Origin of the sequence: Flavisolibacter ginsengisoli DSM 18119 (assembly GCF_900129295.1) — a bacterium.
In the GTDB taxonomy this organism is placed as follows: Bacteria; Bacteroidota; Bacteroidia; order Chitinophagales; family Chitinophagaceae; genus Flavisolibacter; species Flavisolibacter ginsengisoli.
The window spans coordinates 53,949-79,027 of the sequence record NZ_FQUU01000010.1 but is presented as its reverse complement, the minus strand read 5'-3'; the positions used below and the strand labels follow the sequence as shown (position 1 = coordinate 79,027).

Below are 25,079 nucleotides of genomic sequence, written 5' to 3'. Positions count from 1 at the left end.
TGATGGATATGTACCAATATTTTTTTCACTGAGGCGCAAAAATAAGTCTCAATTGTTATTGGGCAAAAAAAGATTCATAAAATTCCAGGTTTCAATACGCGAGTCAAACAAACTTCCTTGAATAATGGTAAGCCGTAATATTACCCTTAACGAAGTATTAAGACCTCTTTGACCATATTTTCTGTTAAGACAACAACCCTTTATATGATCTTTTCGTCTATTGATGGAACTTTGTATATTAACCTTTAAGCATGAGAAACACATTCCTGGTCCTTTTTTCCTTATCAATGAATGCCAGTTCTCATGCCCAAAAAGTAGACAGCATTTATTTTAATTTATATACAGACAGCCTTAAAAAGGGCTTTTATAATTATATCAATATAGATGGAAAGTTAGCTGATGGCACCTGGATACCATTGGATTCCACACAGGTAAGACTTGAAAGCAATACCGGTTTTTTTAAAGGAAATGATTTATTTATTGATAGTAGTTATAAAGCTGAGACAGTCATCATAAAAGCCATTTTAAGGAGTAATCCTAAAGTCTGTAAGCAAACCACAATTTATATCAGAAAAAGGGGCTTCACTGAGCCCCTGAAAACAAAAGATGAGATCTTTGAAGAAATGCAGAACAAAAAGAAAGGATAAAGATCCCTTTACTTACATTTTCTTCGCATCTTCTAAAAACTTAGCCAATCCAATATCGGTTAATGGATGTTTTAATAAACCAAGGATTGATTCCAATGGTGAGGTGATCACATCTGCACCTAACTCTGCAGCTTTTACAATGTGATTAGAGCTTCTAATAGATGCGGCTAAAATTTCAGTTTTATATCCCTGGATCGCAAAAATATTGGCGATCTGTTCAATCAGGATCATACCATCCCAGCCAGTATCATCTATGCGGCCAATAAATGGAGAAACATAAGCAGCACCAGCCTTGGCAGCAAGAATGGCCTGTCCGGCTGAAAAGATCAGTGTACAATTGGTACGAATGCCATTATCTGAAAACCATTTAATAGCCTTCACGCCATCTTTGATCATCGGCACCTTCACCACTATATTTGGATGAATAGCAGCAAGCTTCTTTCCCTCTTCTACAATACCATTAAAATCCGTGGCGATCACTTCCGCACTTATATCTCCATCCACCATTTCGCAAATGGTCTTGTAGTGCTGGTTAATAGCTTCCTGGCCTCTTATGCCTTCCTTGGCCATCAATGAAGGGTTGGTAGTAACACCATCTAAAATGCCTAATTCATTTGCTTCTTTTATCTGGCTGAGGTTGGCTGTATCAATGAAAAACTTCATTATTGATAATTTTTTAATTGTTAGTTGTCAATTTTTGTCTCGCTGATCTTCGTGAGGCTCCTAATATTTTTGTTAGTTCAACTCCTTCCACAATAATCAGGTCAAGTTTTGATTGCGGCAGCAAGTTAACATCTCTTATTATTTCCAACCAAAAAACTGATTCATCTATTTCTTCCAATGCAATACTTAGTTTGGCAATAAATGACTTTTTTGATTGGGCATTACAGGCTGATCTGTAATTGGCTGCTGCAGAAAAACCAGATCGTAAAATCTGACTTTCTATAATTGCTGAAATTTTCTTTTTAGGAAGTGCTTCGCAGAGAGGTATTAGGCGCAAAGCAAATGTTTTAAGGCGGTTTTGAAGTTCTATGCTATTCATAATTGACAATTGAAAATAAACAATTGTCAATAAAAAATGGCAGGCTACTTACATCGCACCGCTACAACCGCCTACCCTTGCTACCTTCCGGTCCTGGGGGAGTTCAGCAGGAGCTGGCCGTATAAGACCTGCCGCTGCAAATATAAATGATTTAAGATGCCAGCATTAATATTTAATAATTTTTTTAAGCGGTAGCGGAATTCATTTGCATGAGCAACTGAAATATTAAATATTAAATCTTAAATATTACTTCCCTAAAACCCTTGTCTCTGGAATGTTGAATTAAGCGTTGTATATCCTATCAATTCATCAGCTCTCGCGCCAAATGGCCTGTAATACACTAATACTGTATAGGCATTTTCAGTACCCCAGTAATCACCTTCTGTCTGGCTAAAATCGGGATATCCCTGACCTTTAAAGGGTTTCGTCATGTACGCATAGTTATAATATCCTTGTTTTAGAAATAATATTCTTTCATAAGCGCCCTTTTCTTTATTAAACTCCATTTTTGCTGTAGCGTCAGTTCCATAGTTGGTCAACTCACCAAACAGGTACACATCCCTTCCTTCATAAGGCCGGTTGTCCGGTGGAAAATAACTAAAATGCACAAAGGCATAATCACCCTGCCAGAACGGGTTGATGCTTTCCATAGTCTCGATCGTATAGCTCCCATTCAGATCCCTATAATATATGTAAGGCATTCCTGTACGCGAGGGATCTGGTTTTACATAAATATGTGTAGAATCATTTATAACGTCCATACGCTGCACCCTGTCGCTTAACAACCTGAGGCTACGCAGATCCAGCCAACGAAACTCCCGGGCGGAAGGCATAGCTGTAATGCTCTCATCACTATACTCATAATAATTACCCCTGGTTATAGTAGGACGATCGATGTAAAGTGAAGTCTGCCAGTTATTATTTTGCAATACCACTACTTTCAGATCGGATGGACTAAATAATTGAATGCGGGGATCTGTTTTTACTGCAATGGAAAGCTTCTGGAAGCTCTTAAAATATTGGGCATTATAGGGCTGCTGCACCTGTGCGCCAACAGTAGCCTGGTTATTCACTACAACAAATCTTTTAGTAAAAGCAAGCTTTGAAGTGTCACTATCAAGGAACACTTTTAATAAATAGTTCCCTGATTTTGAAGGATAACAATTCCTGTCAGGAACCTGTGCCTGGTAGTTTACATACCTTGTCATGGCTATAGAAGAATTCCGGTAGGTAGTTATGCGCACATTCTGAAATCCCTTGATGTATTCAAACGGATGCAGGATGCTAGGGGTCCAGTCTGCATTGCACAACTGAAAGGTGTAATAATAGTTTTTAACCCTGTTATCCAGGTCATCAAACTCCATTTGCAGGGCATCATTGCCATTGATATCGATCACAGGGAAGGATGTCTGGTCGCCCAAGCGGTATAATTTGGCAGATCTTATAGTAGATCCATAAATTTCATTAGCTGTTTGTGCCGTGGCGCACTCGGCTGCAACGATAAATATGAGCCATAGCAACAGTGATCTTCTTTTCATTAATTTTAAAAATAAGCTTTTTAAAAAACGAGGCTCTATTTTTGGCCCGGAAAAAAGCCGTAGTGACTATTTATTCCAGTAGGAACTACACGCAGCTAAAGACGAAAACGCTGACCGAAAGGATGCTTTATGTTTACAGGTGCCTGAAACTCTTTTCTTTAATAACTTTTCATTGTGAATGTAGCCTCATTTATAGCCCAGCGCATCGCCTTTAACCAACAAAAATCATTTTCCCGGTTCATTATAAGGCTTTCTGTGGCTGCAACCATTATAAGTGTGGCGGTCATGATCGTTACCTTGTCTTTTGTCAATGGTTTCCAGGATACGGTCAGTCAAAAGGTCTTCAGCTTTTGGGGTCATGTGCGCATTGGTTACCGGCAGCCTATGAAGGCAAGCATAGCAGAAGAAGAACCTATTGAATCCAATGACAGCCTGTTGCGCATTGTAAAGAATATGCCCCAGGTGGCAACAGTGCATCCCTTTGCGACAAAGTATGCTATTTTGAAAACGAATGCAGAAATGGAAGGTGTCCTGCTGAAAGGCCTGGATTCAACTTATAATTTTCAGCACCTGGCATCCTTTTTAAAACAGGGTCGATGGATACAGTTTAATGATAGTACTTACTCAAGGGAGATCGTAGTTTCAACCTATACGGCCAACCAATTGCATTTGAAATTAAATGACCGTATCCTGATCTATTTTGTTCGTCCTGATGGAAGTTTACGGCCTGACAAACTAACAATTGTTGGTATCTATAAAACCAGTATTGAAGAATATGATAAAACATTTGCCATTGGAGATATAAAGCTCATTCGGAGGTTGAATGGATGGTCGGATGATCAAATTGGTGGGTACGAGATCTTTTTGAAGGACTATAAGCAGATGGACCAGGTAAGTAATGCCATATATAACAACGATGAGATACCCCAGACCTGGGAAACCAAAACAGTGAAAGAGATCTATCCTAATATCTTCGACTGGCTTCAGGTTATCAATACTAATAGTACGGTGCTTATTTCCATCATGATCGTGATTGCTGTGATCAATCTTATTACCTGCCTGATCATATTGGTGCTGGAGCGGCTGCGCATGATTGGTATATTAAAATCCCTGGGAGCTACCAACTGGACGGTTCAAAAAATATTCCTCCATCATTCTGTCATCATTACCCTTATGGGCATCATTGGAGGGACCATATTGGCATTAACACTGCTATGGCTACAACAATCTACAGGCTTTGTCCGCCTTCCTGAAGACGCTTACTATATGGACCGTGCCTCGGTAAAGATCATTTGGTGGCAGGTGGTTGCTGTAGGCGCAGGAACTCTTTTTGTTTCACTGATGGTACTGTTCATTCCTTCCTTCATTGTAAGAAGCGTGCAACCGATCAAGGCGATAAGGTTTAATTGAGTACGCTGGTTAACAAGTTAACAGGTTGAAAAGTTGATAAGGAGAGATATAAGTAAAAAATAAGGACATACACCAAATAATTATTGCGATCCCTAAAATCGAATAGAAATAGGTGTAATAACCAAGACTTCCATCTACCTCAAAAATCCTTTTACTCCAATAAAATCCTAGTTCTTTCTGTTACTTGAACATTGAAAATTGAGCATTGCTTATTGATTATTATTCATCCTACATCCTAAGAAAAGACTGAATCAAATAAAACCCTATCCGGCGAAAACCTTCATCATTCGATATTCTTTGTTCATCTGTTCGATATTCTCCTCAATAATCCTCATTAATCTTAATAATCTTAGTTCTCTAATCTTAGTTCTTCATCATATGCGATAAAATGATCCCGGTGGCCACTGCTGCATTCAATGACTCAGCTTCCCCTATCCTGGGTATGGTGATCTTTTCTGTAGCCATTGACAACCATTCCTTGCGGATGCCTTTTGATTCATTGCCTATCAATAGTATGCCCCTGGATACGTTATTGCAACTATAAACGGATTTGCCCTCTAGTGCGGCAGCAAATACAGGAACATCCTTATGCCTGGTGAGCCAGAGGCCTTCTTCATCATAATAGACATTCACCCTGGCAATGCTGGCCATGGTAGATTGAACCACTTTTGGATTATAAAGATCTGCACAACCAGTACTGCATACTACATCGCTGATACCAAACCAATCTGCTATCCTGATGATAGTTCCAAAATTGCCCGGATCCTGTATGGTGTCCAGGTACAGTGTAAAACCTTTTGCCAATGGTTCTTTAGCTGGCAGCTGTCTGAATACGGCCAATACCCGGTGTGCAGTTTGCAGGTGCGACATTCTTTCCAATTCAGATTCCGAGATCTCCGTGAGCTTGTGCTTATCGAATAAATGACCTGCTTCTTCGATCCAGTCTTTCAAACCATAGATCATTTGCAGTTCACCTGGAAGTGCCTGGGCCAGTTCATTCACCACTTTTGGTCCTTCTGCTATAAACAGGCCGGTTTCTTCCCTGTGTTTTTTTAGGCCCAAACTTTGAATATCTTTGATTTCTTTTTTACTAAGCATTAGACTGGCTTTACTTTATGTTTGTTTCCGCGGCAAAACCTTACATACGATATTACCTTTTCCTGGCAGCCGCATTATCTGTTTTTTTCTTTTCGTGCACCATTAAGGATTATCCTGTAAATACTCCTTTTGTGTACAAGACCAATATTAACCTGCAAGATAACTTTAGCACCACCGAAAAAAAAGTGTTGACTGAAGGTCTTGACCAGCAATTACACGACAGTATGCGTGTTCGCTGGGTAAAAAAGTTCCTGGTAGCCCAGGTTTTGAAATCGCCACCGGTCTATGATAGCAGCAATGCCGTAAAGTCCATTGTTTTCATGAAAGGCTTTTTGACTTCCTTGGGTTATTACCGGGATTCTATTAATTATAGCACTGAGATAGATACCATTGGCAACCAATACCGCACTACCATCAACTTCAATGTTGTTTCTGCAAAACTATTCAAGCTCGATTCCATATCATATAACTTATTGATCGATACTTCAGACCAAAGTATTATCCATAGCCCTGCCAGGGATACCCTGCAAAAACTCACTAATGAGTCTATGGGGCAAACGTTCATAAAAAAAGGCGATCCTTTTTCTACGCCCGTGCTATCGCAGGAGATCAACCGCCTTTCAGATATCTACAGGGACAATGGATTTCTCCGTTATACAAGTGATGAAATGCTCGTACTATGGGATACAGTAGGACTTGCCCTATTACGTCCTACCCTTGATCCAATAGAACAAGCGCAGCAACTAGAGAAACTGAGGCAGCGGCGGTTGAACCCTACGGCAGATGTTGAATTTCGCTTACGCACCAGTCCCGATTCTGCGCGGTTTATCCGGTATTTTATAGGCAAAGTGAGGGTATTCCCTGATCTTAGTGCGGATACGGCGCTTTACTATCCTACCATTGAAAATATTGGCAAATACCAGTTCATTTCCTATCCGGCCCTATTCAAGAACCGCAAGCTTGTAGACTATATCTACCTGCACCAGGGAGATTTATATAAACAAAGCAATTACCTTAAAACACAAAATAAATTTAATGCCCTCACAGCGTGGAGGTTAGTCACCATTACGCCTTACCCTCGTATTGGACAGGATACAGTGGACTTTGATATCAAGCTTACACCTTCCCGCAAATACCAGTTCAGTGCTAACCTTGAAGGAAGCCGCAACCTGACCACCTTCCCGGAACCGGGCAATTTGTTGGGATTGGGTATAAACTTTGGCCTTCAAAACAGGAACTTTGCCCGGGCAGCCAACCTGGCGGTTACCAATTTGCGTTATGGCATCGAGCTGAATGGTAAATCGGCTACCAATCAAACTACCATACAAACGCAGCAATATTCCTTAAGCAATACGATCCAATTCCCACGTAAAGTACCTCATGAACTTCCCCTTTTCAAAGGAAGCAATGAAAATGTAAGAACTATCCTGGGTGTTAATCTTTCCTATACTGACAGGTATAAGTATTATACAGTACAATCTGTCAATACCTCATGGGGCTATGAAAAAACATGGGGCAATAAATTGTTAGGCATTCGCTTCCCCAATATTGAATATTACTTTCTTAACAGGCAGGCAGGTTTGCTGCAGTTAATAGATTCTAATAAATCTTACCGTTATATTTTCAATAAAGGCCTGGTGCTTTCCACAATTGCCAACTATAACCGGGCGGGTGGCAGTAAGAATGTCACCAACCTGCTGACAGTAGGTGGAGAAATATCAGGATTTGCAGCCAGCCTCATACCATCCAAATTCCTGGATACAAACCTATACCGGTTTGTCAAGCTGGATGCAGAATTCAGGCAAACGCATCGTATTCGCAGGTCAGCTTTTGCCTGGCGCATATTTGGTGGATTGGGCTATGGAATACCTACATCATCTTTAGACTCTTTAAACCTCTTCCTGCCCTTTTTCAGGCAATACTTTGTGGGTGGTCCCAACAGTATGAGGGCATGGGGCGTTAGAAGATTAGGACCCGGATCCTCTATAAAGTCTTTTACCCGTTTCAACAATCCTGACCGCTTTGGAGATATGCGATTGGAGGCCAATGCAGAATACAGGTTCTACCTCGCCAATATCAGCGGTGTTATTTTGAATGGCGCGTTTTTCACTGATATAGGAAACGTATGGTTCCTGAGAAAGAATCCTGATTTTCCCGATGGAGAATTCAGGTTGAATAAACTCTGGAAAGATATTGCCATTGGCGCGGGAACCGGTTTACGGGTAGATTTTGGCTTCCTGAAGCTGCGCTTTGAATATGCATATAAAGTAAAGAACCCAACACCTGATGCCAGCAATCCTGCTGAACAAAACAAATGGTTCTATAACTGGCAATTGTTGAACGGGCAGTTCCAGTTGGGAATTGATTATCCCTTCTGATCCCTTAGCTGTTTTTCAAATGCTTCCATGGACAGTGCCTCACTTAATGAAAAGGCACCAATTCTTGTCCTGCATAAGCTGCTCAAATAACCCCCACAATCCAGGCTTGCTCCAAAATCATTGGCCAGGCTCCTGATATAGGTACCAGTAGAACAGACCACCCTGAAATGCACAACCGGCATTTCTATGGCCGTGATCTCAAAAACCGAAATAGTTACAGGCCGGGCTTCCAGTTTTACATCCACTCCCTGCCTAGCCAGTTCATACACTCTTTTCCCTTCTTTCTTAATGGCGGAGTGAATGGGTGGCACCTGTTGGATCAGGCCTGTAAAAGCCGCTGTGGCAGCATTGATCTGTTCAGGGGTAATTGAATCAATTGGTTTGAAGTCCTGGGGTTCACTTTCCAGGTCGTAAGTGGGCGTAGTGGCGCCCAGTGTAATGGTACCGGTATATTCCTTTTCCTGTGCCATGTACTCATTGATCTTCTTGGTAAACTTTCCCGTGCAGATAATCAACAATCCTGTAGCCAGGGGATCCAGTGTGCCTGCATGACCCACTTTTTTTGTCCTGGTCAGGTTGCGCACCTTTCGCACTGCATCAAAGGAGGTCCACCGTAATGGCTTATTGATCAGTAGCACCCTCCCCTCTTCGTAAACATTTGGAATTGCTTGCATGGCCGGCAAATGTAGGGAGGGGAAGGAATAAAAGTTTAAGGTTTGGGTATTTATATGGAAAATGCGTGAGTTGACAGGTTAACAAGTTGAAAAGTTGATAAGGAGGGCCTTCTAAGGCATTCACATTTGTGATTAAACATCTTTTGTTTATGCTTGGCCACTGATGTGTTAACTCATCGGGAAAGAGAAACATACCAGCAAATATCATTACATGTCTGATAGAGGATCATAATACGCAACAAATGTTTTATGATTATCAATGCGAAAAACCCAAGGCTCAAAATATGAGCTACAAAAAACCTGGAGAATTGTCTTATCTGATAATACAAAAGATAAATCAATTTTCAAATTACTAAGATGTTCAATTTTTAAAATGAAATTTCCTTCCAGATTTTTAATATAGGTCTCCACTTCTTTATCATCACTCCCGTAAAGCCCTCTTTGATTGATAATTCGCCAGCAAGATGTCGTGTTAAAGGTCCACCCTTCACCGCAAATATTTAAAATATATTCATCCCAATTAATGACAATAATCTTTAATGGAAATTTATTTTTATAAAAATCAATTATTTCATTAAGCATTTTAATTCTGTATTAAGTGTGGCATATCTCTAATGAATTATTTTATTTTACTACAGGTAAGGCTTCTTATTGAGATTAACAGTGTTACCTTATATTTTCATCGCTCGCTTATTTCATTTGCTTATTAGGCAAATCGCCCCCCTCAATTAAAGTATATTTCTTTTCATAGTTCCCTCCAATCTAACGAACCAGAAACAAAAAACCATAAACCATAAACAAATTGCCGCCGGCAATTTACCTTATATGCTTTGGCGGTTCTTCAACTCCAGATACTTGTTCATGGTATTGATAGAGAGCATTTGTGGCGTGCTTAATACAGCAATGATGCCATGGGCTTGCAGTTCTTTGGCAATAAGTTTTTTTTCATGGCGGTATTTATCAGCAATGGTCTTGATATAGATATCCTCAATAGTAGTAGCCTTTTGCTCTGTCAGTTCCTTCAGTTCAGTATTCTCAAAGAATACCACCATCAGCAAATGATAGTGCGCCAGCAATTTTAAGAAGGGAAGCTCTCTTTGCAGGCTTTCGATAGATTCAAAATTGGTGAAGAGAATGAGCAGGCTCCTGTGATTGATGCGGTTGCGAACAATGGAAAACAATTGTTCAAAATCCGGCTCCAGGAAATTGGTCTCCTGCCTGTACAACACTTCAAGTATATGGTTGATCTGGGTAGGTTTTTTATCTGCCTGTAGAAAGGCATCAAGCGTTTGTGAAAAAGTGATCAGGCCTGCCTTGTCCTGTTTGTGCAACGCCACATTGGAAATGACCAGGGATGCATTAATGGCGTAATCCAGTAAGGTCATACCCTCAAAGGGCATCTTCATCACCCTTCCTTTATTGATGACACAATAGATCTGCTGGCTCCTTTCATCTGTGAAATTGTTGACCATAAGGTCACCCTTGCGTGCCGTGGCCTTCCAGTTGATAGTGCGGTAATCATCGCCCCGCACATATTCCTTGATCTGCTCAAACTCCATACTGTGTCCCAGCTTCCTCATGCGCTTCACGCCGGTCTGTTGCAGGTGATGTGCCACAGCCATCAATCCGAAACGGCGCATCTGGATATAGGAAGGATAGACTTTTACTGTTATTTCATGGCGAAAGATAAAACGCCTGCGTACCAGTTGCAGGGGACCTTTCACGTAAGCATTGATATTCCCGAAATGGTATTCACCTCGTTCATTTGGTTTCAACACATATTGCAAATGGGCTGTTGCCCCACGTTCTATTTCCACTACCCTTTTCCATTTGCGTTCCTGGAACTGGAAGGGCAATTCATCAATCAGCAGGCAATGCGCTTTGAATTCATACTGGTTGTTTAAATCGATCACCACTTTATTCTCATCCCCATTGCTCATACGTTCTCCTGTAATCCGCTCTACTTCCAGCCCATCCTTTTTACGGTACAGAATGAAGGCGTCAATGCATATGCTTATCAACAGGCATATTAATAGCAATAATGCGATATTGAAGAATGGAGTTGCAAAATAACTTAAAGCAAAAATCACAGCAATGCCAAAGCCACAGTAATAAACCAATTTACTGAGGTAAAATGAGGTCGAATCCCATATGGCGAAAATTCTTTGCAGCATTACCTGGGAATCTCCATGGTTTGAATGATCTGGCGAAGTACTGCATCTTCCGATACACCTTCCATTTCCTTATCAGGTGACAGAATGATCCGGTGACGCAACACAGGAGGAACTACTTCCAGTATATCTTCCGGTGTTACAAAGTCGCGACCATTAATGGCGGCATAGGCCTTTGATGCATTCATGATCGCCAGGGAAGCACGGGGCGATCCACCCAGGTAAATGGATTTATGGTTCCTTGTCTGGTGCACCAGTTTGGCAATGAACTGCAGCAATTTTTCTTCTATAACAATATTCTTCACCTGCTTCCGGAGCGATACCAGTTGTTCTGCTTTCAACACCGGCTCAATGGTGGACAATACATTGGTATTGCCCATCTGGTGAAACTGTGTCAGTATTTCCATTTCCTCTGATTCACTTGGGTATGGCACCAACACCTTGAATAAAAACCTGTCAAGCTGAGCCTCCGGCAAACGGTAAGTGCCTTCCTGTTCAATAGGGTTCTGGGTGGCCAGCACCATAAATGGCACTGCCATGGGGTAGGTTCTTCCATCCACCGTGATCTGCTTTTCTTCCATCACCTCAAACAAGGCCGCCTGTGTTTTTGCAGGTGCCCTGTTGATCTCGTCTATCAGGACGATATTACTGAACAAAGGACCTTTTTTAAATTCAAATGTTCCATTCGTTGGGTTGAATACAGGCGTTCCCAAAACATCAGATGGCATCAGGTCAGGCGTGAATTGTATACGCGAAAATTGCACAGCCAGGCATTTGGCCACCAGTTTGGCAGTCAGTGTCTTTGCCACACCGGGTACACCTTCTATCAGCACGTGTCCATCCGCAAGCAGCGCGGTGATGATCAGGCGCACCATATCATCCTGGCCCACAATGATCTTTTTGATCTGTTGCCGCACGGCATTAACAGCATCATTCAATTCAGAAAGGTCGGTTCGTATTTCAAAAATCGGTTCTTCCATTTCAGGTATTTTGATAAAATAATTCCAGTTGTTTATGAAAATGGGTCAACTGGCTATCAGATATTGCCGGCAACCCATCCAGGTCATTGATAAATCTCACCAGTTGTGCAATCTCCTGCTCGGGATATCCTGTTTTATAGTGCAGGTTCCGGGCAAATTCCTCATCTAAAGTATAGGTTGATACTTTATAATTAGAACGAACATGGTCAAGAAAATAGCTGGCCATTTTTTTTGCCAGGTTCTTATGGTCCTTTTTGTCGAAATAAAGGCGCCCCATTGTTTTAATAAAATCCAGTGAATCATTATGAGGCCTCACAGATGCCGGTATCATTCTTTGCATACGGCGCATACCCAACAGCACAAAGATCAACAGTGTTAATATACCTGTCAATAATGCCCATTTGAAGGCAGGATATTTCATCAATACGCCTAACCAGTTTGGTTCCTTATCCTTAGTTCCTTTAGGCTTCACCAGGTAATATTCATTCCATAAAACTTTATTGACCGAAGAAGGAATAACGGATAGCGCAGACTGGTAATAGCCAACGTTATCCTTATGAAGCAGGAAATAATTGCTGAATGCCAATGGCGCAACATGAATGAAAATACTTCCCTTCCCTGACTGCATTTGTATGAAATCAGGCCTGCCATTTTCTCCCCTGCCCAATACCCTTGATCGCAAAGTATCCAAAGCATATATTGAGCTTTCATACTTTTTTCCTGGATATAAATAAACCCTGTCTGAGGCGAAAACCGGTTTTTCCAACCGCAAACGAAGACTGTCATTTTCACGGTTGATCAACTGGTCTATAGTATTCTCATTATAGGAGATATGAAAAGCCTGCACTGCTTCGTAAGAGAAAGACTTGGCTACCAGGAAAACATAATTACCTTTTTTCACAAAGGATATAATTCTGCTGATCTCATCTTCATCAGCATTGAATTGATCAGCCATGATGATCACAGCCTGGTTGCCCTGCTCCATGTCAAGAGAATCCCAATAAGCCGGGTACAACTTATTGTAATAGATGGTGGCATTGGGAAAAATAGCAGGCAAAAGTTCTTTGGCAGCGGCAGTACCATAGGGTATCTTATCCGATTGCTTTAAAGTGACCCTTTCATCCATTTTCTTACTCTTTGTTGAAAAGACCAGGATGAGAAGGAATGCAATGGCTACCAGGCCGGCAATGATATGGAAGGTGTACTTTCTCATTGGGCCAGTTGCGCTTTAAAACTTTCAAAATCTTTTTGCAAAAGAGCATAGCGCTCATGGTTCAATGCCAGTTCACCATACCATGTATATTCAAATACCCTGGTAAGGGTAGAAAACTTTTTATACAAAGGCGTGTTGTATAACTGGGCTACATAATCACTATTTGTTTTGCCTGTCTTGTATGTGATAAATTCCTTTTCGGACAGGTCGCGCAACGTACTCAAATACCATAACCTGATGGCCAGTCGAAAATCATTTGCTGCAAGGGCTTTATGTAGCTCCTTTCCATAATCAAGCGTGAAAATATTTTCACCGGGTTCCATTTCTTCAACATCCTTGATGGCCACGTTCTTTTTACGAAACAGGGATATATTACTGGAAGCCAGGAACCAGATCATGATCGCCAAAAAGCTTCCCAATACCAGGAACCAGAGTAATTGAGTGAACCATGCGCTCCGGTACCAGTATGGATCCTTAACAGGGGCTTTTTTCTTTTCACGCTCCGGGGCCGTATTGACGTACCAGTAGTTTTCATCCTTCTTTAATTGTGATACTACTGTATCAGGAACTTTCCTTACCACCACCTGTAAGGGCTCCTTTATGGTATCAAACAATTCAGTATTACCTTCCTCACTGGTTACCTGCGTTATAACAGTATCCTCAACCTCCGAGACAGCGGGCAGGCTATCCGGGTATCCTGAGCTATCCTGTGACCATGCAGCCATGTGGATTATGCAGGCCAGTGTAACTGCTGATATACGGAGATAATATTTTTTAAAACAATTATTATGCATGCACCTCCTTCGGTTCTTGAGTACTGGCAGATAAACGTGCAGGGTAGATGATAAAATACCAGACAATAAAAACCACGGAAGAAAACAACAGGGCCAGGTTCAAAGGCAATGGCATTTTATAATACCGCGTAACAAAGCCTTCGAATAATGCAGCTAATACAAAGACAGGTACCAATCCAATGATCATTTTGATACCGTCCTTCGTACCCTCGCGGAAAGCATCTACCCGACGCCGCGTTCCGGGAAATAAAAAGCTGGTACCCATTACCACTCCAGCTGCGCAGGCAATAATAATGGCTGTGAGTTCCAGCATACCATGAATCAGCACCGTAGTAACAGCCTTGCCTGCCAGTCCTTTTACATAAAACATATGTTCAAATGCACCCAGTCGTATAGATTCCTTGCCCAGGGAAACCAGGCTGGGTATCCCAAGCACAATACCCCTGAAGAAATAAATGAAGGAAACAAGGATATTGTTCACCATGATGCGCATGAACATGACAAAAGAATTAGGATCCTGGTATACACCGAAAGGATTGCCTTTTTCTATATTATCCTCCGTCATATTCACATAATTATCGCCCAAAACCTCTCGTACAAATCCAGGTTCATGAGAGGCTGAAAAAAAGCCAACAGAAAAGAAAAGTGCAAAAATGATAAAGGCAATAAGGATAATGGTATGGTGCTTTTTCACTGTAAGAGGTACATCATACCTCCAGAATTTCAGTAGCCTGTTTGACTCTTCCCTTCGGTTCTGGTAGATCTTCAGGTAAATACGGGCAGCCAGGGAATTAATATACCGGGTGACCCGGCTGGTGGGATAAAAGGTTTTAGCATAGGCCAGGTCATCTACCAGCTTCACAAAATCAGTAGCCATTTCATCGGCGCCCTGGGCCGATTCCTGCTGAACTCTCTCCCAGCGGTCTTTATTTTTTTTTATGAACAGGCCTTCGCGCAATAGGGTAATTTGAAGTCGTAAAATACTATTTTTACGATAGTTAGTTCAGAAAAACTAAGTTTAAACTTTTGTAATTAGAATAACAGATAGCATGTCAACCATCCGGGTTTTAACCAATTTTAATATTGACCTTGAATTTGAAGCAGCACCTTTTTACAAGCGGTTGCTGGCCTGGTTGCTTGATTCTATAGTATTAGTAATGTACCTGGTAGTAGCTGCACGGGTGCTTATCTGGTTTGCCGGAAGGGGATCAGAAAATATGCTTTGGGCAATGATCATGTTACTCATAGTGCCATATCTTTTCTATCACCTGGTTTGCGAGATCACCATGAATGGCCAAAGCATTGGAAAAAGGATCATGCGCCTGAAGGTGGTCAATGAGAATGGTGGTCAGCCTGCCATAGGGCAATATGTCATCCGTTGGCTCATTCGTACATCAGATTACATGGTGGTAGTGGTAATGCTATTTGCACCTGTGGCAGCAAAGGAAGGCGATTTCGATTACCTCTGGAAGATAGGCATTCCCATGGTGCTTTTGTTCATAGATATCATCCTGGTCAATTCAGCCAAAGGCCAGAGATTGGGCGACCTGCTGGCCCATACACTCGTGATCAGTGTTACCAAAAAAGGATCTATTTCAGACACTGTTTTCCTTGAAGTGGAAAATACCTATGTACCTTCCTTCCCACAGGTCATGCAGCTCAGCGACAGGGATATCAATGCATTGAAGGGGATACTGGATTCAGCCAAGAAGCGGCATGATTACAACCTGGCAGAAATGGCCAGCAATAAGATAAAGACCCATTTAAAAATCGAAACCCCACTCTCTCCTTTCGACTTCCTCGAGGTATTGCTGAAGGATTATAATTACCTGGTGTCACATTAAAATAACCAGCTTTTAAGAAGTTTATTGCCAATACTGCAATAAAATATTACACCCCGGCCTCACCGTTACCTTTTAGGCCAGTGAAAAGTATAGATTCATTTCCTCCCAGGGTGTATCGACACAAAATACATGGAATACCTGGCTTGCTTATTTCCTTGCCAGTTCATCGTTATTTTCTATAGCACTGAAGCCACATAAAATTGTAGCTACTGCGGAAAGGAAAAAGCAAATTGTCAACCAGATGCTCGCGTGATTCTCCTGAGACCAGTTACTATCAATGGCTGTATATAACCATATTGAAATAACCGCAAACATCAGGCATAATACGATCCACTTAATTGATGATGTCATAACGTATCGTTTTTATATCAAGAAATCAAATTGTAGGAATGCCTGGCTTAAAACATATTCCGTTCACAGAAATTAGTGCCTGCAGTTAGCTGCTGTGGTTTATTAAGGATAGGATCCTTGAGTATCATTGTGTGGGTCATTGTCCACAAGCTGGAGAAATTCCAATCAAGCAATTAAAGCCCTGCTATAACTATGGCCTTTTCGTTCTTTTAAAGTTACGAAAGAAATAGAGCTAAAAACATGATAATTGCCATTATGGAAATGATTGCGCAAATACACGAAATAGCTTTATCTCTTCACTATAACGCAGGTATGATAGATAAATTGGTTAAAACTTATCTAATTGCTATTTGAAGGAAAAATGGTTTTTGTTCTGAATACCAATAACCTTACATAAGATATTCATATTTAAGACCTACAGTTTCAAGCCTATGACTAAACAAAAGCAGGGTTAAGGTTTATATCTCAAAATTTCCCAGCTCGACACTAGCCGTTTGACCCGGGAGCAATTGCCGGTTAAGCAATGAAATTATCCCCAAAATCCGTGTTCCATAGCTCTGCTTTTCTTCCAAGGATTCTATAGTCAACCTATACCAGGTTGCATCATCTTCCATTGTTAACCCATGCATAAGCCATAGATATCCCGAGGATATCCCGACCCTATTAGAGTCGGCTTATCGTCGGCTTATCCTCGGGATATCCTCGGGATATCTTCGGGACATCCCATCAATTGCTTGGTTTTTACATTGGCCCTGCAACTTTCTTATATTCTTTAAGTATCACCCCGAAATGACCTAAGATACCAGGTGGATAAAAAAATAGTCCAGTATTGATAGGAAGTGCTAATTTTTTTAGTATTTTACCCAGTCATTGTTGACAAGACGAGGAAGATCCTTTTTACCTGACTACCAGGCATAGAAAGGATTATTATTTATCGGGAGTCTATATTGAAGAAAGACAGCTGCTTCTTAAAATATGATACAATAATGGCTGCCAGTGATATCATGAACTGGGAAGGAAGCATACAATAATCCCGCAAGCCGCCTGGGAATATCCAGGAAGACTTGCGGGATAAGATCAAATCAATAGGAATATTGTATTGCAAAGAAGGTTGAGCTCTGAACTGAAGATCGTAAAATGGCTAATGAATAAATTTTTCAACCACAAACAATGTAATGACAGATATAGAACAGGCAACAATTTTATAGACTGCTCATGACTCCCGACTACAGACTCCTGGCTTCCGACTCTTTCTTAATAAGCCCTTGCAAAGAGCACCCGCTCCTTGGAAGGTTTGCCGGTAAGAATGCACTTTCCATCTTCCTGGGTATTATTCAAAGGAATGCAACGAATGGTAGCCTTAGTCTTTTCTTTGATGGCATCTTCGGTTTCAGCAGTGCCGTCCCAATGAGCGGATACAAAACCACCTTTTTCATCCAATACCTTTTCAAATTCTTCCCAGCTATCCACCTTCGTAATATGTTCTTCCCTATAGGCAGCAGCTTTATTGTACATGCTTTGTTGTATATCGACCAACAGCTTTTCAATGTGCTCCACTACCCCATCCAGTGATATGGATTCTTTTGCTTTCGTATCTCTCCTGGCTACTTCTACAAGGTTATTGGCCAGATCGCGGGCCCCCAGTGCCAAACGAACCGGAACACCTTTCAACTCATGCTCGGCAAACTTCCACCCGGGACGTGCATTGTCATTATCATCATATTTCACCCTGATACCGAGGGCCTTTAATCCTTTCATTATTTCATCAGCTTTAGCACCTATCTGTGCTTTTTGTTCATCACCTTTATAGATAGGCACTATGACAACCTGCAGTGGGGCGATCTTAGGAGGTAATACCAGTCCATCATCATCACTGTGCGCCATTACCAGGGCACCGATCAAACGGGTGCTTACACCCCAACTGGTAGCCCAGACGTATTCCAACTGGTTTTCCTTACTCAGGAATTTTACGTCGAATGCTTTGGCAAAGTTCTGCCCAAGGAAGTGAGAGGTACCTGCCTGCAGGGCCTTACCATCCTGCATGAGCGCTTCAATGCAATAGGTATCCACTGCACCTGCAAAACGTTCGCTTTCCGTCTTAACGCCACGGATCACCGGCAAGGCCATGAACTCTTCGGCGAAGGTGGCGTATACTTCCAGCATCTGCCTTGTTTCTGCAATTGCTTCTTCAGGAGTGGCATGGGCGGTATGACCTTCCTGCCAGAGGAATTCTGCTGTACGGAGGAATAGCCTTGTACGCATTTCCCAGCGCACCACATTAGCCCACTGGTTGACCAATATGGGCAGGTCGCGGTATGACTGAATCCAGTCTTTATAAGTATTCCAGATAATGGTCTCACTGGTAGGACGCACGATCAGTTCTTCCTCAAGTTTGGCTTCAGGATCTACCACAATGCCACCACCATTAGGATCATTCATCAAACGGTAATGCGTCACCACGGCACATTCCTTGGCAAATCCTTCCACGTGGGCAGCTTCCTTGCTCAGGAAGCTTTTGGGTATGAACAATGGGAAATAAGCATTGACATGTCCTGTATCCTTGAACATTTTATCCAGTGCATCCCTCATGTTTTCCCAGAGGGCAAAACCATAAGGTTTGATCACCATACAGCCCCTGACAGCGGAATAATCTGCCAGGCTTCCTTTTATTACCAGGTCATTGTACCATTGCGAGTAATCCTGTTCCCTTGAAGTGATCTCTTTGCTCATACTTTTGTTTATAATTTATTCTCTCTTTTTAGTCTTGTTTATTCTGTAACACTGATGGTAAGCTGGAAAACATTTCAGAACTTTGAAGCGGAAACAAAGACCAGAAAAATCAGTAATACAATTATCTTTTAATTAACAGCAAATTGTAGAAATTTACTGTGAGATGGCAAAAGTAATATTAACCTCTAAATCATCTGCCATGAAATCATATATACCTTTCTTTTCCCTTGTATTTGTTTTCGCCAGTTGTACTTCAGCATACAAAACAGGACAAACGCCTGATGATGTTTATTTTTCTCCTGCACGCCAGCAAGATGAATATGTGCGTGTAGAAAAGCAGGATGACCGGATGTATCAGAATGAAGATGAATACCGTGACGACCGTTATCTACGCATGAAGGTTCGTGACCGCAGATGGTCTACTCTGGATGATAATTATTACTATGGTTATTATCCTTCCAATCCTTATTTATATTACAATTCCTGGAATACCGTAGGTTACTGGAATGTATTGTATAATCCATATTATAATTGCAACACGGTAGTTGTTTACAACCCTAAAGCCACTGTTTACAATAAACCGCGCACTTTTAACCTGCGTGTTTTTGACACACCTGTGCAACCGAATAATCCAAAAGGGTTCACCTCCAGTGTTCCCCGTACTTATTCTGCACCGGCCAGCAACAATAATAATTACAAGAACAGCGGTACGAACGCCGGAAGTTTTTTACGTGAAGTATTTGGCAGTTCTGGCAGCAGTTCAGGTAATTCAAAAACCTATAGTGCGCCATCAAACAGCAACTCCTCTTCATCAGGCAGTTCTTCTTCCGGAAGTTCCGGCAGCAGCAGGGGTAATGCTACCAGGGGAAGAAATTAAAATGAATCAATGCCTTTTTATCCTAAAGGTACCTTTTAGGTGGCCTTATTAGATTGCTTTGTCCTGGAAGAACCCTATTATAAAACGCTTTATTATGAAGAAAACAGTACTCTTTATACATGGTATCATTTGCTGCGCTGCTGTAATGGCACAGGAGCCTGCTGATGCACTTCGCTTTTCATGGTATACACCAGGAGGAAGTGCACGTACACAAGCTATAGGTGGCGCTATGGGCTCCCTGGGAGGCGATATCACAGCCAATTATGTGAACCCTGCCGGGCTTGCTTTTTTCAAAACAGGTGATTTTATCATTACCCCTCTTTACCAATCCGGAAAGACCAAAGGCACTTACCTGGGTACTACGGACCAGGATAAAACCCAAAGGTTCGCTTTGGGAACAACAGGGTTTGTTATGGGTAGTGGCGATGGCCGGGGCAATGTGCGAAATACATCATTCAGTATAGCTTTTAATCATACAGCTGATTTCAACAGTGATATCATATACAAGGGGAAAAACACGCAAAGCTCCTTTGCACAGAAATTTGCTGAAGAATTAAACAACAGCGGCATCAAAGATTCAAGAGTTGAAACGGAATTTCCTTTAGGTGCCAGTCTTGCATACAATACCTATTGGGTAGATGCTGTAAAGAACAGTTCAGGACAAATAAACCGATTTGAAACAAGCGCCCCGGTAGCCACTGGATTGTTGCAGCAACAGTCAATTAAAAACCGTGGAGGCATTAATGAATTTTCTTTTGGAATGGCCGTGAACCTTAAGGATAAGATCATGATAGGGGGAAGCTTTGGTGTCCCTATCCTTAATTATAAAAAAGAATCTGAATTTGTGGAAGCAGATGCCACAACTAATCCCAATAACCATTTTGATTATGGCATGTTTACAGACAAACTGCATACATCAGGAGTGGGTGTAAACCTGAAGGCAGGTGTTATTTACAAACCTGCTGAAGCCTGGAGATTAGGCCTGGCCGTGCACACACCCACCTTTTATTCCCTCACGGATAATTATGAGGCCTCAGTAGTAGTGAATGATGATGTTCCTGCAGACAGTGCCTGGAAGGATAATTCAAAAAGCTATATGAATGACCAGCCTTCTGAATTCAAATACCTGCTGGTAACTCCGTACAAGGTTATTGGAAGCATATCGTATGTAATACGTGAGATACAGGATGTGACAAAACAAAGAGGATTTATAACTGCTGATGTTGAGTATGTCAATTATAAGGCATCTTCTTTTCAGCCGGACGCTGATAATAACAGCGATGAAACCACAAAGAATTACCTGAAATCCCTGAATAATGCAATTGACAAGGCTTATAAAGGCGCTTTTAACTTCAGGGTGGGTGGTGAATTAAAATTCACGACCATTATGGCAAGGTTGGGAGCATCTTATTATAGTAATCCTTACCAGGATATCAAAGGTGAAAATGGAAGCAAGATGAACCTAAGCGGCGGACTTGGTTACCGCAACAAAGGTTTTTTTATTGACCTTACTTATATTTATGCTATCAATAAGGATGTGAATTATGCATACAGGCTTGAAAGCGCTCCTTATTATGCAGCCAATCTAAAAAATACAGCAAGCAATATAGTTGGTACGGTAGGCTTCAAGTTTTAAAAATCATAGGCCAGTTTCAATTCCCAGTAACCTGAAACCGGTAATGTTTTTTCTAAGGGAAAATACAAGCTGGCAACAGGTATGATCTCGAAATGGTGTGCTGTAAGATCTGAATAGACATTCAACTCCATATTACTGAATACAAACGGGCTACCTGCCTTTGTTGTTGATTGTGAGCCCGTAGAACCACCTCCAGTCTGTCTTCTGGCCCGTCCATTGGTCTTTATGTAGTTTCCATAATTTTTATTATGGGTGATGTATTTAGAAGAAGTAAGAAAAGAATAAAAATCATTGGCTGATCCATTTACCAACAGGGAGGGATCAATTTCAATAGAGGAAAACAAATGCGTGCCATTACTGGTAAAGCTATGACTGAGGCCTGCAGCAGCATTAAGACCTGCCTGTTCCTGGCCTGATTCATCTTTACCAAAGCCAAGGTCAACGCTTAATAAAGGTGCCAGCCATGGTTTTTTTAAACTAATAAAACCATAGAGTTCATTATTTAATGGTGTGTAAGGAATGGTACTATTGCCGGAAAAGAAAAAATGGGTATAGGAAAGGTCAAGGTTGATATGTTCCTTATTGTATTGCTCGTAGCCTGCAGTAACCGTTTGCATGTAGATACCCGGCTTGCTGCCACCAGTGATAAAATAGGGCGCATATTTCACTCCAAACCCCTGGTAATAATAACGTATAAATGGTGCCACCACCAGGGAATTACTGTAAAATGTATCTGAATTATTGACGGACAGGTAAGGTATGGTGTTCAATTGGATGCCGGCCTGCATTTTGCTAAGAGAAGTTGAATCCTGTGAATAGACACACAGGGAAAAGAGATAAAGACAAGTAGTAAGGATTAGTTGTTTCATAGAATAAAAAGATAAAGAAACCTCATTACCATGAAACTTACAACCGTTCTTTACATAATTTTATTGGTTTAAGGTTTCCAGGCTATTGAAATACTAAAATATTTCCCTTTGTATTTATCCTCTTGGTTTAAGATCTAAAGAAGCGTCAGCAAATGAGTAAAAGAACTTTTTATGCTTTTGGTATTTCATTCATATTGTTGATAGTGGTGATCATTTTAAACCGCATGAGTTTTGATAACATGAAGGAATATAATAATGCGGTCAATCATACGCGGAATGTTATAACCTTATTTGAACGGCTTTCCAATCATTTTAAAAGCGCTGAGATCTACAGTCCCACTTACGACTCTATACCTGAGAATAATTTCTATAAGCTGTATAAGAATGAGGGTTTACAGATCAATGGTGAACTGGCGGAACTAAAAATCCTTGTTAAGGATAACAAGGAACAAACGCGGCTGGTAGATTCCTTATCAACCATGATCAGCGGGCAGATATACACCATATTACAGAAGAACATCGCCGAGATCATTCAATCCGGGGAAGCCTGGCGCCTGGATTATTTATTTGATATTCACGAGATCATCAACAGGGGTGTTGCCCATGAAAATGAATTGCTGGTAAGCAGGAATGCAAAGCTGAAAGATTCGATGCGCGCCAACAATATAGTAAGCGTTGTCTTTGCACTACTGGCCGTTACCATTATTATCTCCACTTTTATTTCTACATTATTTCTTTCTCAAAAGAGACTATGGCTGGAAGGATTTCTTGAATCTGTTCTGAATACCTCTCAAAATGGAATAGTCAATTATAAGGCTTTAAGAAAGGACGGTGTTATCACAGATTTCAGCCTGGCTTTTGCCAACAAGGCAATAGAAACACTGATAGGCATTAATGCCAGCAAAGTGATGGGAAATAATATTAAAGCATTTCGTACTTCGGTAAAAGATATAAACCTATTTGAGCAATACGTAGAAGTTGTGGAATCAGGTCAATCCTCTGTTTTTGAAGCCTATTTTGAAGATGGTCAAACGCAACGATGGTTACTGGTATCGCTTGTAAAAATGGGTGATGGACTAACAGCTTCGTTCCAGGATATTACCCAGCTCAAAAAGTATGAGGAAGAACTAAAGGACAACATTACTCAACTGGAGCGCTCGAATAAGGAGCTGGAGCAATATGCCTATGTAGCCAGTCATGACCTGCAGGAGCCTTTGCGAAAGATAAGAGCCTTTGGAAGTTACCTCCAGGAAACTCAATCGGAACACCTGGATGAAAAAGGGAAGATACAGCTGGACAAGATCATGCGGTCAGCAGAACGCATGTCTGTTTTGATCAGGGATATTTTAAGCTTCTCCAGCATGCGAAAAGAGGATCTTTATGAACAGACAGACCTTAATAAGATACTGGAAGGAGTGCGTTCGGATTTTGATCTGACTATCAGCCAGACAGGAGGAAGCATTGAATCAAATACCCTACCCATAATTGAAGCTATTCCGCTTCAAATGACCCAGTTGTTTTACAACCTTGTCAACAATTCATTCAAGTTTGCCCGGGAAGGAGTTTCTCCACAAATTATGATCACCAGTAAAGAATTGAATGATATTGAAAAAGGAGCGCGTGGGCTACCCGGGGAATCAACCTATTATGAGATCAAATTCCAGGATAATGGTATTGGATTCAGTTCTGAATATTCAGACCAGATATTCGGCTTGTTCAAAAGATTGAATGACAGGCAGGCGTACCCGGGATCCGGAATTGGATTGGCTCTTTGTAAAAAAGTAATAGAGAATCATAATGGATTGATCTATGCGAAAGCTGAAGAAAATAAGGGTGCCTGTTTCTATATAATTGTTCCACAAAATCAAAAACTGCACAAAAGGGAAGACAATGAAGTGCAGGATAATCTTCAGGAGACCGAAATGCTTCGCAAATAGCTCTGTACATGGGTAACGCCAGGTAAACACCAATGATACTCATTGTCTTTTCTAAACCATGTAAGCTGCCGCTTTGCATATTGCCGGGTTGAGATCTTTATCCGTTCGATAGCTCCAGTCAATGAAATTTCACCATTGAAATGATCAAAAAGTTCTCTATATCCAACAGTTTGCAGCGCATTCAGGTGTTGCCATGGTATCAGCAACCGCACTTCCTCCAACAATCCATGTTCCATCATTGCCTCCACCCTTTTATTAATATTATGGTGCAGGTCTGCCTGGGGTAATTGCAGGCCAATCTTAATGACGTCGAAGTAACGGGGTGTTTTTTCTCCTTTGCGAAAATCCATGAGCGACCTGCCAGTTGCCTTCCATACTTCCAGTGCACGCAATAAACGCTGTGGGTTTTGAATCTCTCCCTTTTCATAAAATGCAGGATCTAATGTCCTAACCTGGTCCTGCAACCACTCAAGTCCATTTTTATTGTATTCATGGATCAATTCATTATGCAATATCTCCGGCACTCCAGGTATTTCATCCATACCTTCCAGCAAGGCCTTTATGTAGAGGCCTGTACCGCCCACTACCACTGCAATATCACGGTCCCGGTATATGTTGTCAAGGGCAGCAAGCGCATATTGCTCAAATGTTACAGCGTTTACTTTTTCATGTATGGAGTGCGAGGCAATGAAATGATGTTTCACTGCAGACAATTCCTCTTCCGAGGGACGGGCCACACCAATATTCAATTCGCGGTAGCATTGGCGGCTGTCGGCTGAAATGATCTCTGTTTGCAAATGGCGGGCGATGTCAATAGCAACAGCAGTTTTACCAACTGCCGTAGGACCTGCAATAACAATAAGCGTTTTGTTCTTTGTTGCCATGGTCTA

At 41.4% G+C, this 25,079-nt stretch carries 22 protein-coding genes and 1 other RNA gene; 7 read left to right on the top strand and 16 right to left on the bottom strand.

Annotation, left to right across the window (positions count from 1 at the left end; genetic code table 11):
- The first annotated feature begins 251 nt into the window (after nt 1-251).
- Entirely contained in the window at nt 252-647 is a 396-nt protein-coding gene (locus BUA53_RS12470; protein ID WP_072835717.1) for a hypothetical protein, read from the top strand.
- Between the two features lie 12 nt (nt 648-659).
- Here the strand turns inward: BUA53_RS12470 and fsa are convergent, their stop codons facing one another.
- The 4 genes from fsa to BUA53_RS12450 form a co-directional block, all read right to left on the bottom strand.
- Complete coding sequence (fsa, locus tag BUA53_RS12465) at nt 660-1,310, bottom strand: fructose-6-phosphate aldolase (RefSeq protein ID WP_072835716.1); 651 nt, start codon at nt 1,308-1,310, stop codon at nt 660-662.
- Between the two features lie 13 nt (nt 1,311-1,323).
- A complete protein-coding gene (locus BUA53_RS12460; RefSeq protein WP_072835715.1) occupies nt 1,324-1,689 on the bottom strand; it encodes a four helix bundle protein in 366 nt (121 codons plus the stop codon).
- Between the two features lie 34 nt (nt 1,690-1,723).
- Nucleotides 1,724-1,823, bottom strand: an RNA gene (ffs, locus tag BUA53_RS12455) — signal recognition particle sRNA small type.
- A gap of 120 nt (nt 1,824-1,943) precedes the next feature.
- A complete protein-coding gene (locus BUA53_RS12450; protein ID WP_072835714.1) occupies nt 1,944-3,227 on the bottom strand; it encodes a type IX secretion system plug protein in 1,284 nt (427 codons plus the stop codon).
- Nucleotides 3,228-3,401: 174 nt separating this feature from the next.
- Between BUA53_RS12450 and BUA53_RS12445 the strand changes: the two genes are divergently transcribed.
- The gene (locus BUA53_RS12445; protein ID WP_072835713.1) at nt 3,402-4,637 is read left to right on the top strand and encodes an ABC transporter permease; all 1,236 of its coding nucleotides are present in this window, start codon (nt 3,402-3,404) and stop codon (nt 4,635-4,637) included.
- A 363-nt stretch (nt 4,638-5,000) separates the two neighbouring features.
- On the opposite strand, the gene BUA53_RS12440 is transcribed toward BUA53_RS12445, so the two are convergent.
- Nucleotides 5,001-5,735, bottom strand: coding sequence for a TrmH family RNA methyltransferase (locus BUA53_RS12440; protein ID WP_072835712.1), 735 nt, complete (start codon nt 5,733-5,735; stop codon nt 5,001-5,003).
- 17 nt (nt 5,736-5,752) lie between these two features.
- Between BUA53_RS12440 and BUA53_RS12435 the strand changes: the two genes are divergently transcribed.
- Nucleotides 5,753-8,113 carry a BamA/TamA family outer membrane protein gene (locus BUA53_RS12435; RefSeq protein WP_084080046.1) on the top strand — a complete coding sequence of 787 codons (2,361 nt, stop codon included), beginning with the start codon at nt 5,753-5,755 and terminating at the stop codon, nt 8,111-8,113.
- On the opposite strand, the gene truB is transcribed toward BUA53_RS12435, so the two are convergent.
- From truB to BUA53_RS12400, 7 genes are all read right to left on the bottom strand, one after another.
- The gene (gene truB, locus BUA53_RS12430) at nt 8,101-8,787 is read right to left on the bottom strand and encodes a tRNA pseudouridine(55) synthase TruB (protein ID WP_072835711.1); all 687 of its coding nucleotides are present in this window, start codon (nt 8,785-8,787) and stop codon (nt 8,101-8,103) included. The two genes, BUA53_RS12435 and truB, sit on opposite strands and share 13 nt — an antisense overlap.
- A gap of 207 nt (nt 8,788-8,994) precedes the next feature.
- Nucleotides 8,995-9,369, bottom strand: a complete 375-nt coding sequence (locus BUA53_RS12425; RefSeq protein WP_072835710.1) for a hypothetical protein — start codon at nt 9,367-9,369, stop codon at nt 8,995-8,997.
- A gap of 239 nt (nt 9,370-9,608) precedes the next feature.
- Nucleotides 9,609-10,961 carry a DUF58 domain-containing protein gene (locus BUA53_RS12420; protein WP_072835709.1) on the bottom strand — a complete coding sequence of 451 codons (1,353 nt, stop codon included), beginning with the start codon at nt 10,959-10,961 and terminating at the stop codon, nt 9,609-9,611.
- The gene (locus tag BUA53_RS12415; RefSeq protein ID WP_072835708.1) at nt 10,961-11,938 is read right to left on the bottom strand and encodes an AAA family ATPase; all 978 of its coding nucleotides are present in this window, start codon (nt 11,936-11,938) and stop codon (nt 10,961-10,963) included. Before BUA53_RS12415 ends, BUA53_RS12420 begins: the two co-directional genes overlap by 1 nt.
- 1 nt (nt 11,939) lies before the next feature.
- Entirely contained in the window at nt 11,940-13,151 is a 1,212-nt protein-coding gene (locus tag BUA53_RS12410) for a DUF4350 domain-containing protein (RefSeq protein WP_072835707.1), read from the bottom strand.
- Complete coding sequence (locus BUA53_RS12405) at nt 13,148-13,945, bottom strand: DUF4129 domain-containing protein (RefSeq protein ID WP_072835706.1); 798 nt, start codon at nt 13,943-13,945, stop codon at nt 13,148-13,150. The genes BUA53_RS12410 and BUA53_RS12405 overlap by 4 nt, the downstream gene beginning before the upstream one ends.
- A complete protein-coding gene (locus BUA53_RS12400; protein WP_072835705.1) occupies nt 13,938-14,903 on the bottom strand; it encodes a stage II sporulation protein M in 966 nt (321 codons plus the stop codon). Before BUA53_RS12400 ends, BUA53_RS12405 begins: the two co-directional genes overlap by 8 nt.
- A gap of 91 nt (nt 14,904-14,994) precedes the next feature.
- Between BUA53_RS12400 and BUA53_RS12395 the strand changes: the two genes are divergently transcribed.
- Nucleotides 14,995-15,789, top strand: coding sequence for an RDD family protein (locus BUA53_RS12395; RefSeq protein ID WP_072835704.1), 795 nt, complete (start codon nt 14,995-14,997; stop codon nt 15,787-15,789).
- Between the two features lie 147 nt (nt 15,790-15,936).
- Here BUA53_RS12395 and BUA53_RS21045 read toward each other — a convergent pair whose 3' ends face one another.
- Nucleotides 15,937-16,140, bottom strand: a complete 204-nt coding sequence (locus tag BUA53_RS21045; protein ID WP_139256425.1) for a hypothetical protein — start codon at nt 16,138-16,140, stop codon at nt 15,937-15,939.
- 1,254 nt (nt 16,141-17,394) lie between these two features.
- Complete coding sequence (gene proS / locus BUA53_RS12390) at nt 17,395-18,870, bottom strand: proline--tRNA ligase (RefSeq protein WP_072835703.1); 1,476 nt, start codon at nt 18,868-18,870, stop codon at nt 17,395-17,397.
- A 199-nt stretch (nt 18,871-19,069) separates the two neighbouring features.
- On the opposite strand from proS, the gene BUA53_RS12385 reads away from it, so the two are divergent.
- Together BUA53_RS12385 and BUA53_RS12380 are read left to right on the top strand one after the other, a co-directional pair.
- Nucleotides 19,070-19,747: a hypothetical protein gene (locus tag BUA53_RS12385; RefSeq protein ID WP_139256424.1), complete on the top strand. Its 678-nt coding sequence runs from the start codon at nt 19,070-19,072 to the stop codon at nt 19,745-19,747.
- 94 nt (nt 19,748-19,841) lie between these two features.
- On the top strand, nt 19,842-21,383 hold the full coding sequence (locus tag BUA53_RS12380; RefSeq protein WP_072835701.1) for an OmpP1/FadL family transporter: 1,542 nt from the start codon (nt 19,842-19,844) through the stop codon (nt 21,381-21,383).
- Here BUA53_RS12380 and BUA53_RS12375 read toward each other — a convergent pair.
- A complete protein-coding gene (locus BUA53_RS12375; RefSeq protein ID WP_139256423.1) occupies nt 21,380-22,252 on the bottom strand; it encodes a hypothetical protein in 873 nt (290 codons plus the stop codon). The two genes, BUA53_RS12380 and BUA53_RS12375, sit on opposite strands and share 4 nt — an antisense overlap.
- Nucleotides 22,253-22,404: 152 nt before the next feature.
- On the opposite strand from BUA53_RS12375, the gene BUA53_RS12370 reads away from it, so the two are divergent.
- Nucleotides 22,405-24,189 (top strand): ATP-binding protein, encoded by a 1,785-nt coding sequence (locus BUA53_RS12370; RefSeq protein ID WP_072835699.1) that lies wholly within the window; start codon nt 22,405-22,407, stop codon nt 24,187-24,189.
- Here the strand turns inward: BUA53_RS12370 and miaA are convergent.
- Nucleotides 24,162-25,073: a tRNA (adenosine(37)-N6)-dimethylallyltransferase MiaA gene (miaA, locus tag BUA53_RS12365; RefSeq protein WP_072835698.1), complete on the bottom strand. Its 912-nt coding sequence runs from the start codon at nt 25,071-25,073 to the stop codon at nt 24,162-24,164. The two genes, BUA53_RS12370 and miaA, sit on opposite strands and share 28 nt — an antisense overlap.
- Nucleotides 25,074-25,079 lie beyond the last annotated feature (6 nt).

Coding starts and splice junctions, on each gene's coding strand:
- BUA53_RS12470 (WP_072835717.1), top strand. CDS start 252: ATGAGAAACACATTCCTGGTCCTTTTTTCCTTATCAATGAATGCCAGT.
- fsa (WP_072835716.1), bottom strand. CDS start 1,310: ATGAAGTTTTTCATTGATACAGCCAACCTCAGCCAGATAAAAGAAGCA.
- BUA53_RS12460 (WP_072835715.1), bottom strand. CDS start 1,689: ATGAATAGCATAGAACTTCAAAACCGCCTTAAAACATTTGCTTTGCGC.
- BUA53_RS12450 (WP_072835714.1), bottom strand. CDS start 3,227: ATGAAAAGAAGATCACTGTTGCTATGGCTCATATTTATCGTTGCAGCC.
- BUA53_RS12440 (WP_072835712.1), bottom strand. CDS start 5,735: ATGCTTAGTAAAAAAGAAATCAAAGATATTCAAAGTTTGGGCCTAAAA.
- BUA53_RS12435 (WP_084080046.1), top strand. CDS start 5,753: ATGTTTGTTTCCGCGGCAAAACCTTACATACGATATTACCTTTTCCTG.
- truB (WP_072835711.1), bottom strand. CDS start 8,787: ATGCAAGCAATTCCAAATGTTTACGAAGAGGGGAGGGTGCTACTGATC.
- BUA53_RS12425 (WP_072835710.1), bottom strand. CDS start 9,369: ATGCTTAATGAAATAATTGATTTTTATAAAAATAAATTTCCATTAAAG.
- BUA53_RS12420 (WP_072835709.1), bottom strand. CDS start 10,961: ATGCTGCAAAGAATTTTCGCCATATGGGATTCGACCTCATTTTACCTC.
- BUA53_RS12415 (WP_072835708.1), bottom strand. CDS start 11,938: ATGGAAGAACCGATTTTTGAAATACGAACCGACCTTTCTGAATTGAAT.
- BUA53_RS12410 (WP_072835707.1), bottom strand. CDS start 13,151: ATGAGAAAGTACACCTTCCATATCATTGCCGGCCTGGTAGCCATTGCA.
- BUA53_RS12405 (WP_072835706.1), bottom strand. CDS start 13,945: ATGCATAATAATTGTTTTAAAAAATATTATCTCCGTATATCAGCAGTT.
- BUA53_RS12395 (WP_072835704.1), top strand. CDS start 14,995: ATGTCAACCATCCGGGTTTTAACCAATTTTAATATTGACCTTGAATTT.
- BUA53_RS21045 (WP_139256425.1), bottom strand. CDS start 16,140: ATGACATCATCAATTAAGTGGATCGTATTATGCCTGATGTTTGCGGTT.
- proS (WP_072835703.1), bottom strand. CDS start 18,870: ATGAGCAAAGAGATCACTTCAAGGGAACAGGATTACTCGCAATGGTAC.
- BUA53_RS12385 (WP_139256424.1), top strand. CDS start 19,070: ATGAAATCATATATACCTTTCTTTTCCCTTGTATTTGTTTTCGCCAGT.
- BUA53_RS12380 (WP_072835701.1), top strand. CDS start 19,842: ATGAAGAAAACAGTACTCTTTATACATGGTATCATTTGCTGCGCTGCT.
- BUA53_RS12375 (WP_139256423.1), bottom strand. CDS start 22,252: ATGAAACAACTAATCCTTACTACTTGTCTTTATCTCTTTTCCCTGTGT.
- BUA53_RS12370 (WP_072835699.1), top strand. CDS start 22,405: ATGAGTAAAAGAACTTTTTATGCTTTTGGTATTTCATTCATATTGTTG.
- miaA (WP_072835698.1), bottom strand. CDS start 25,073: ATGGCAACAAAGAACAAAACGCTTATTGTTATTGCAGGTCCTACGGCA.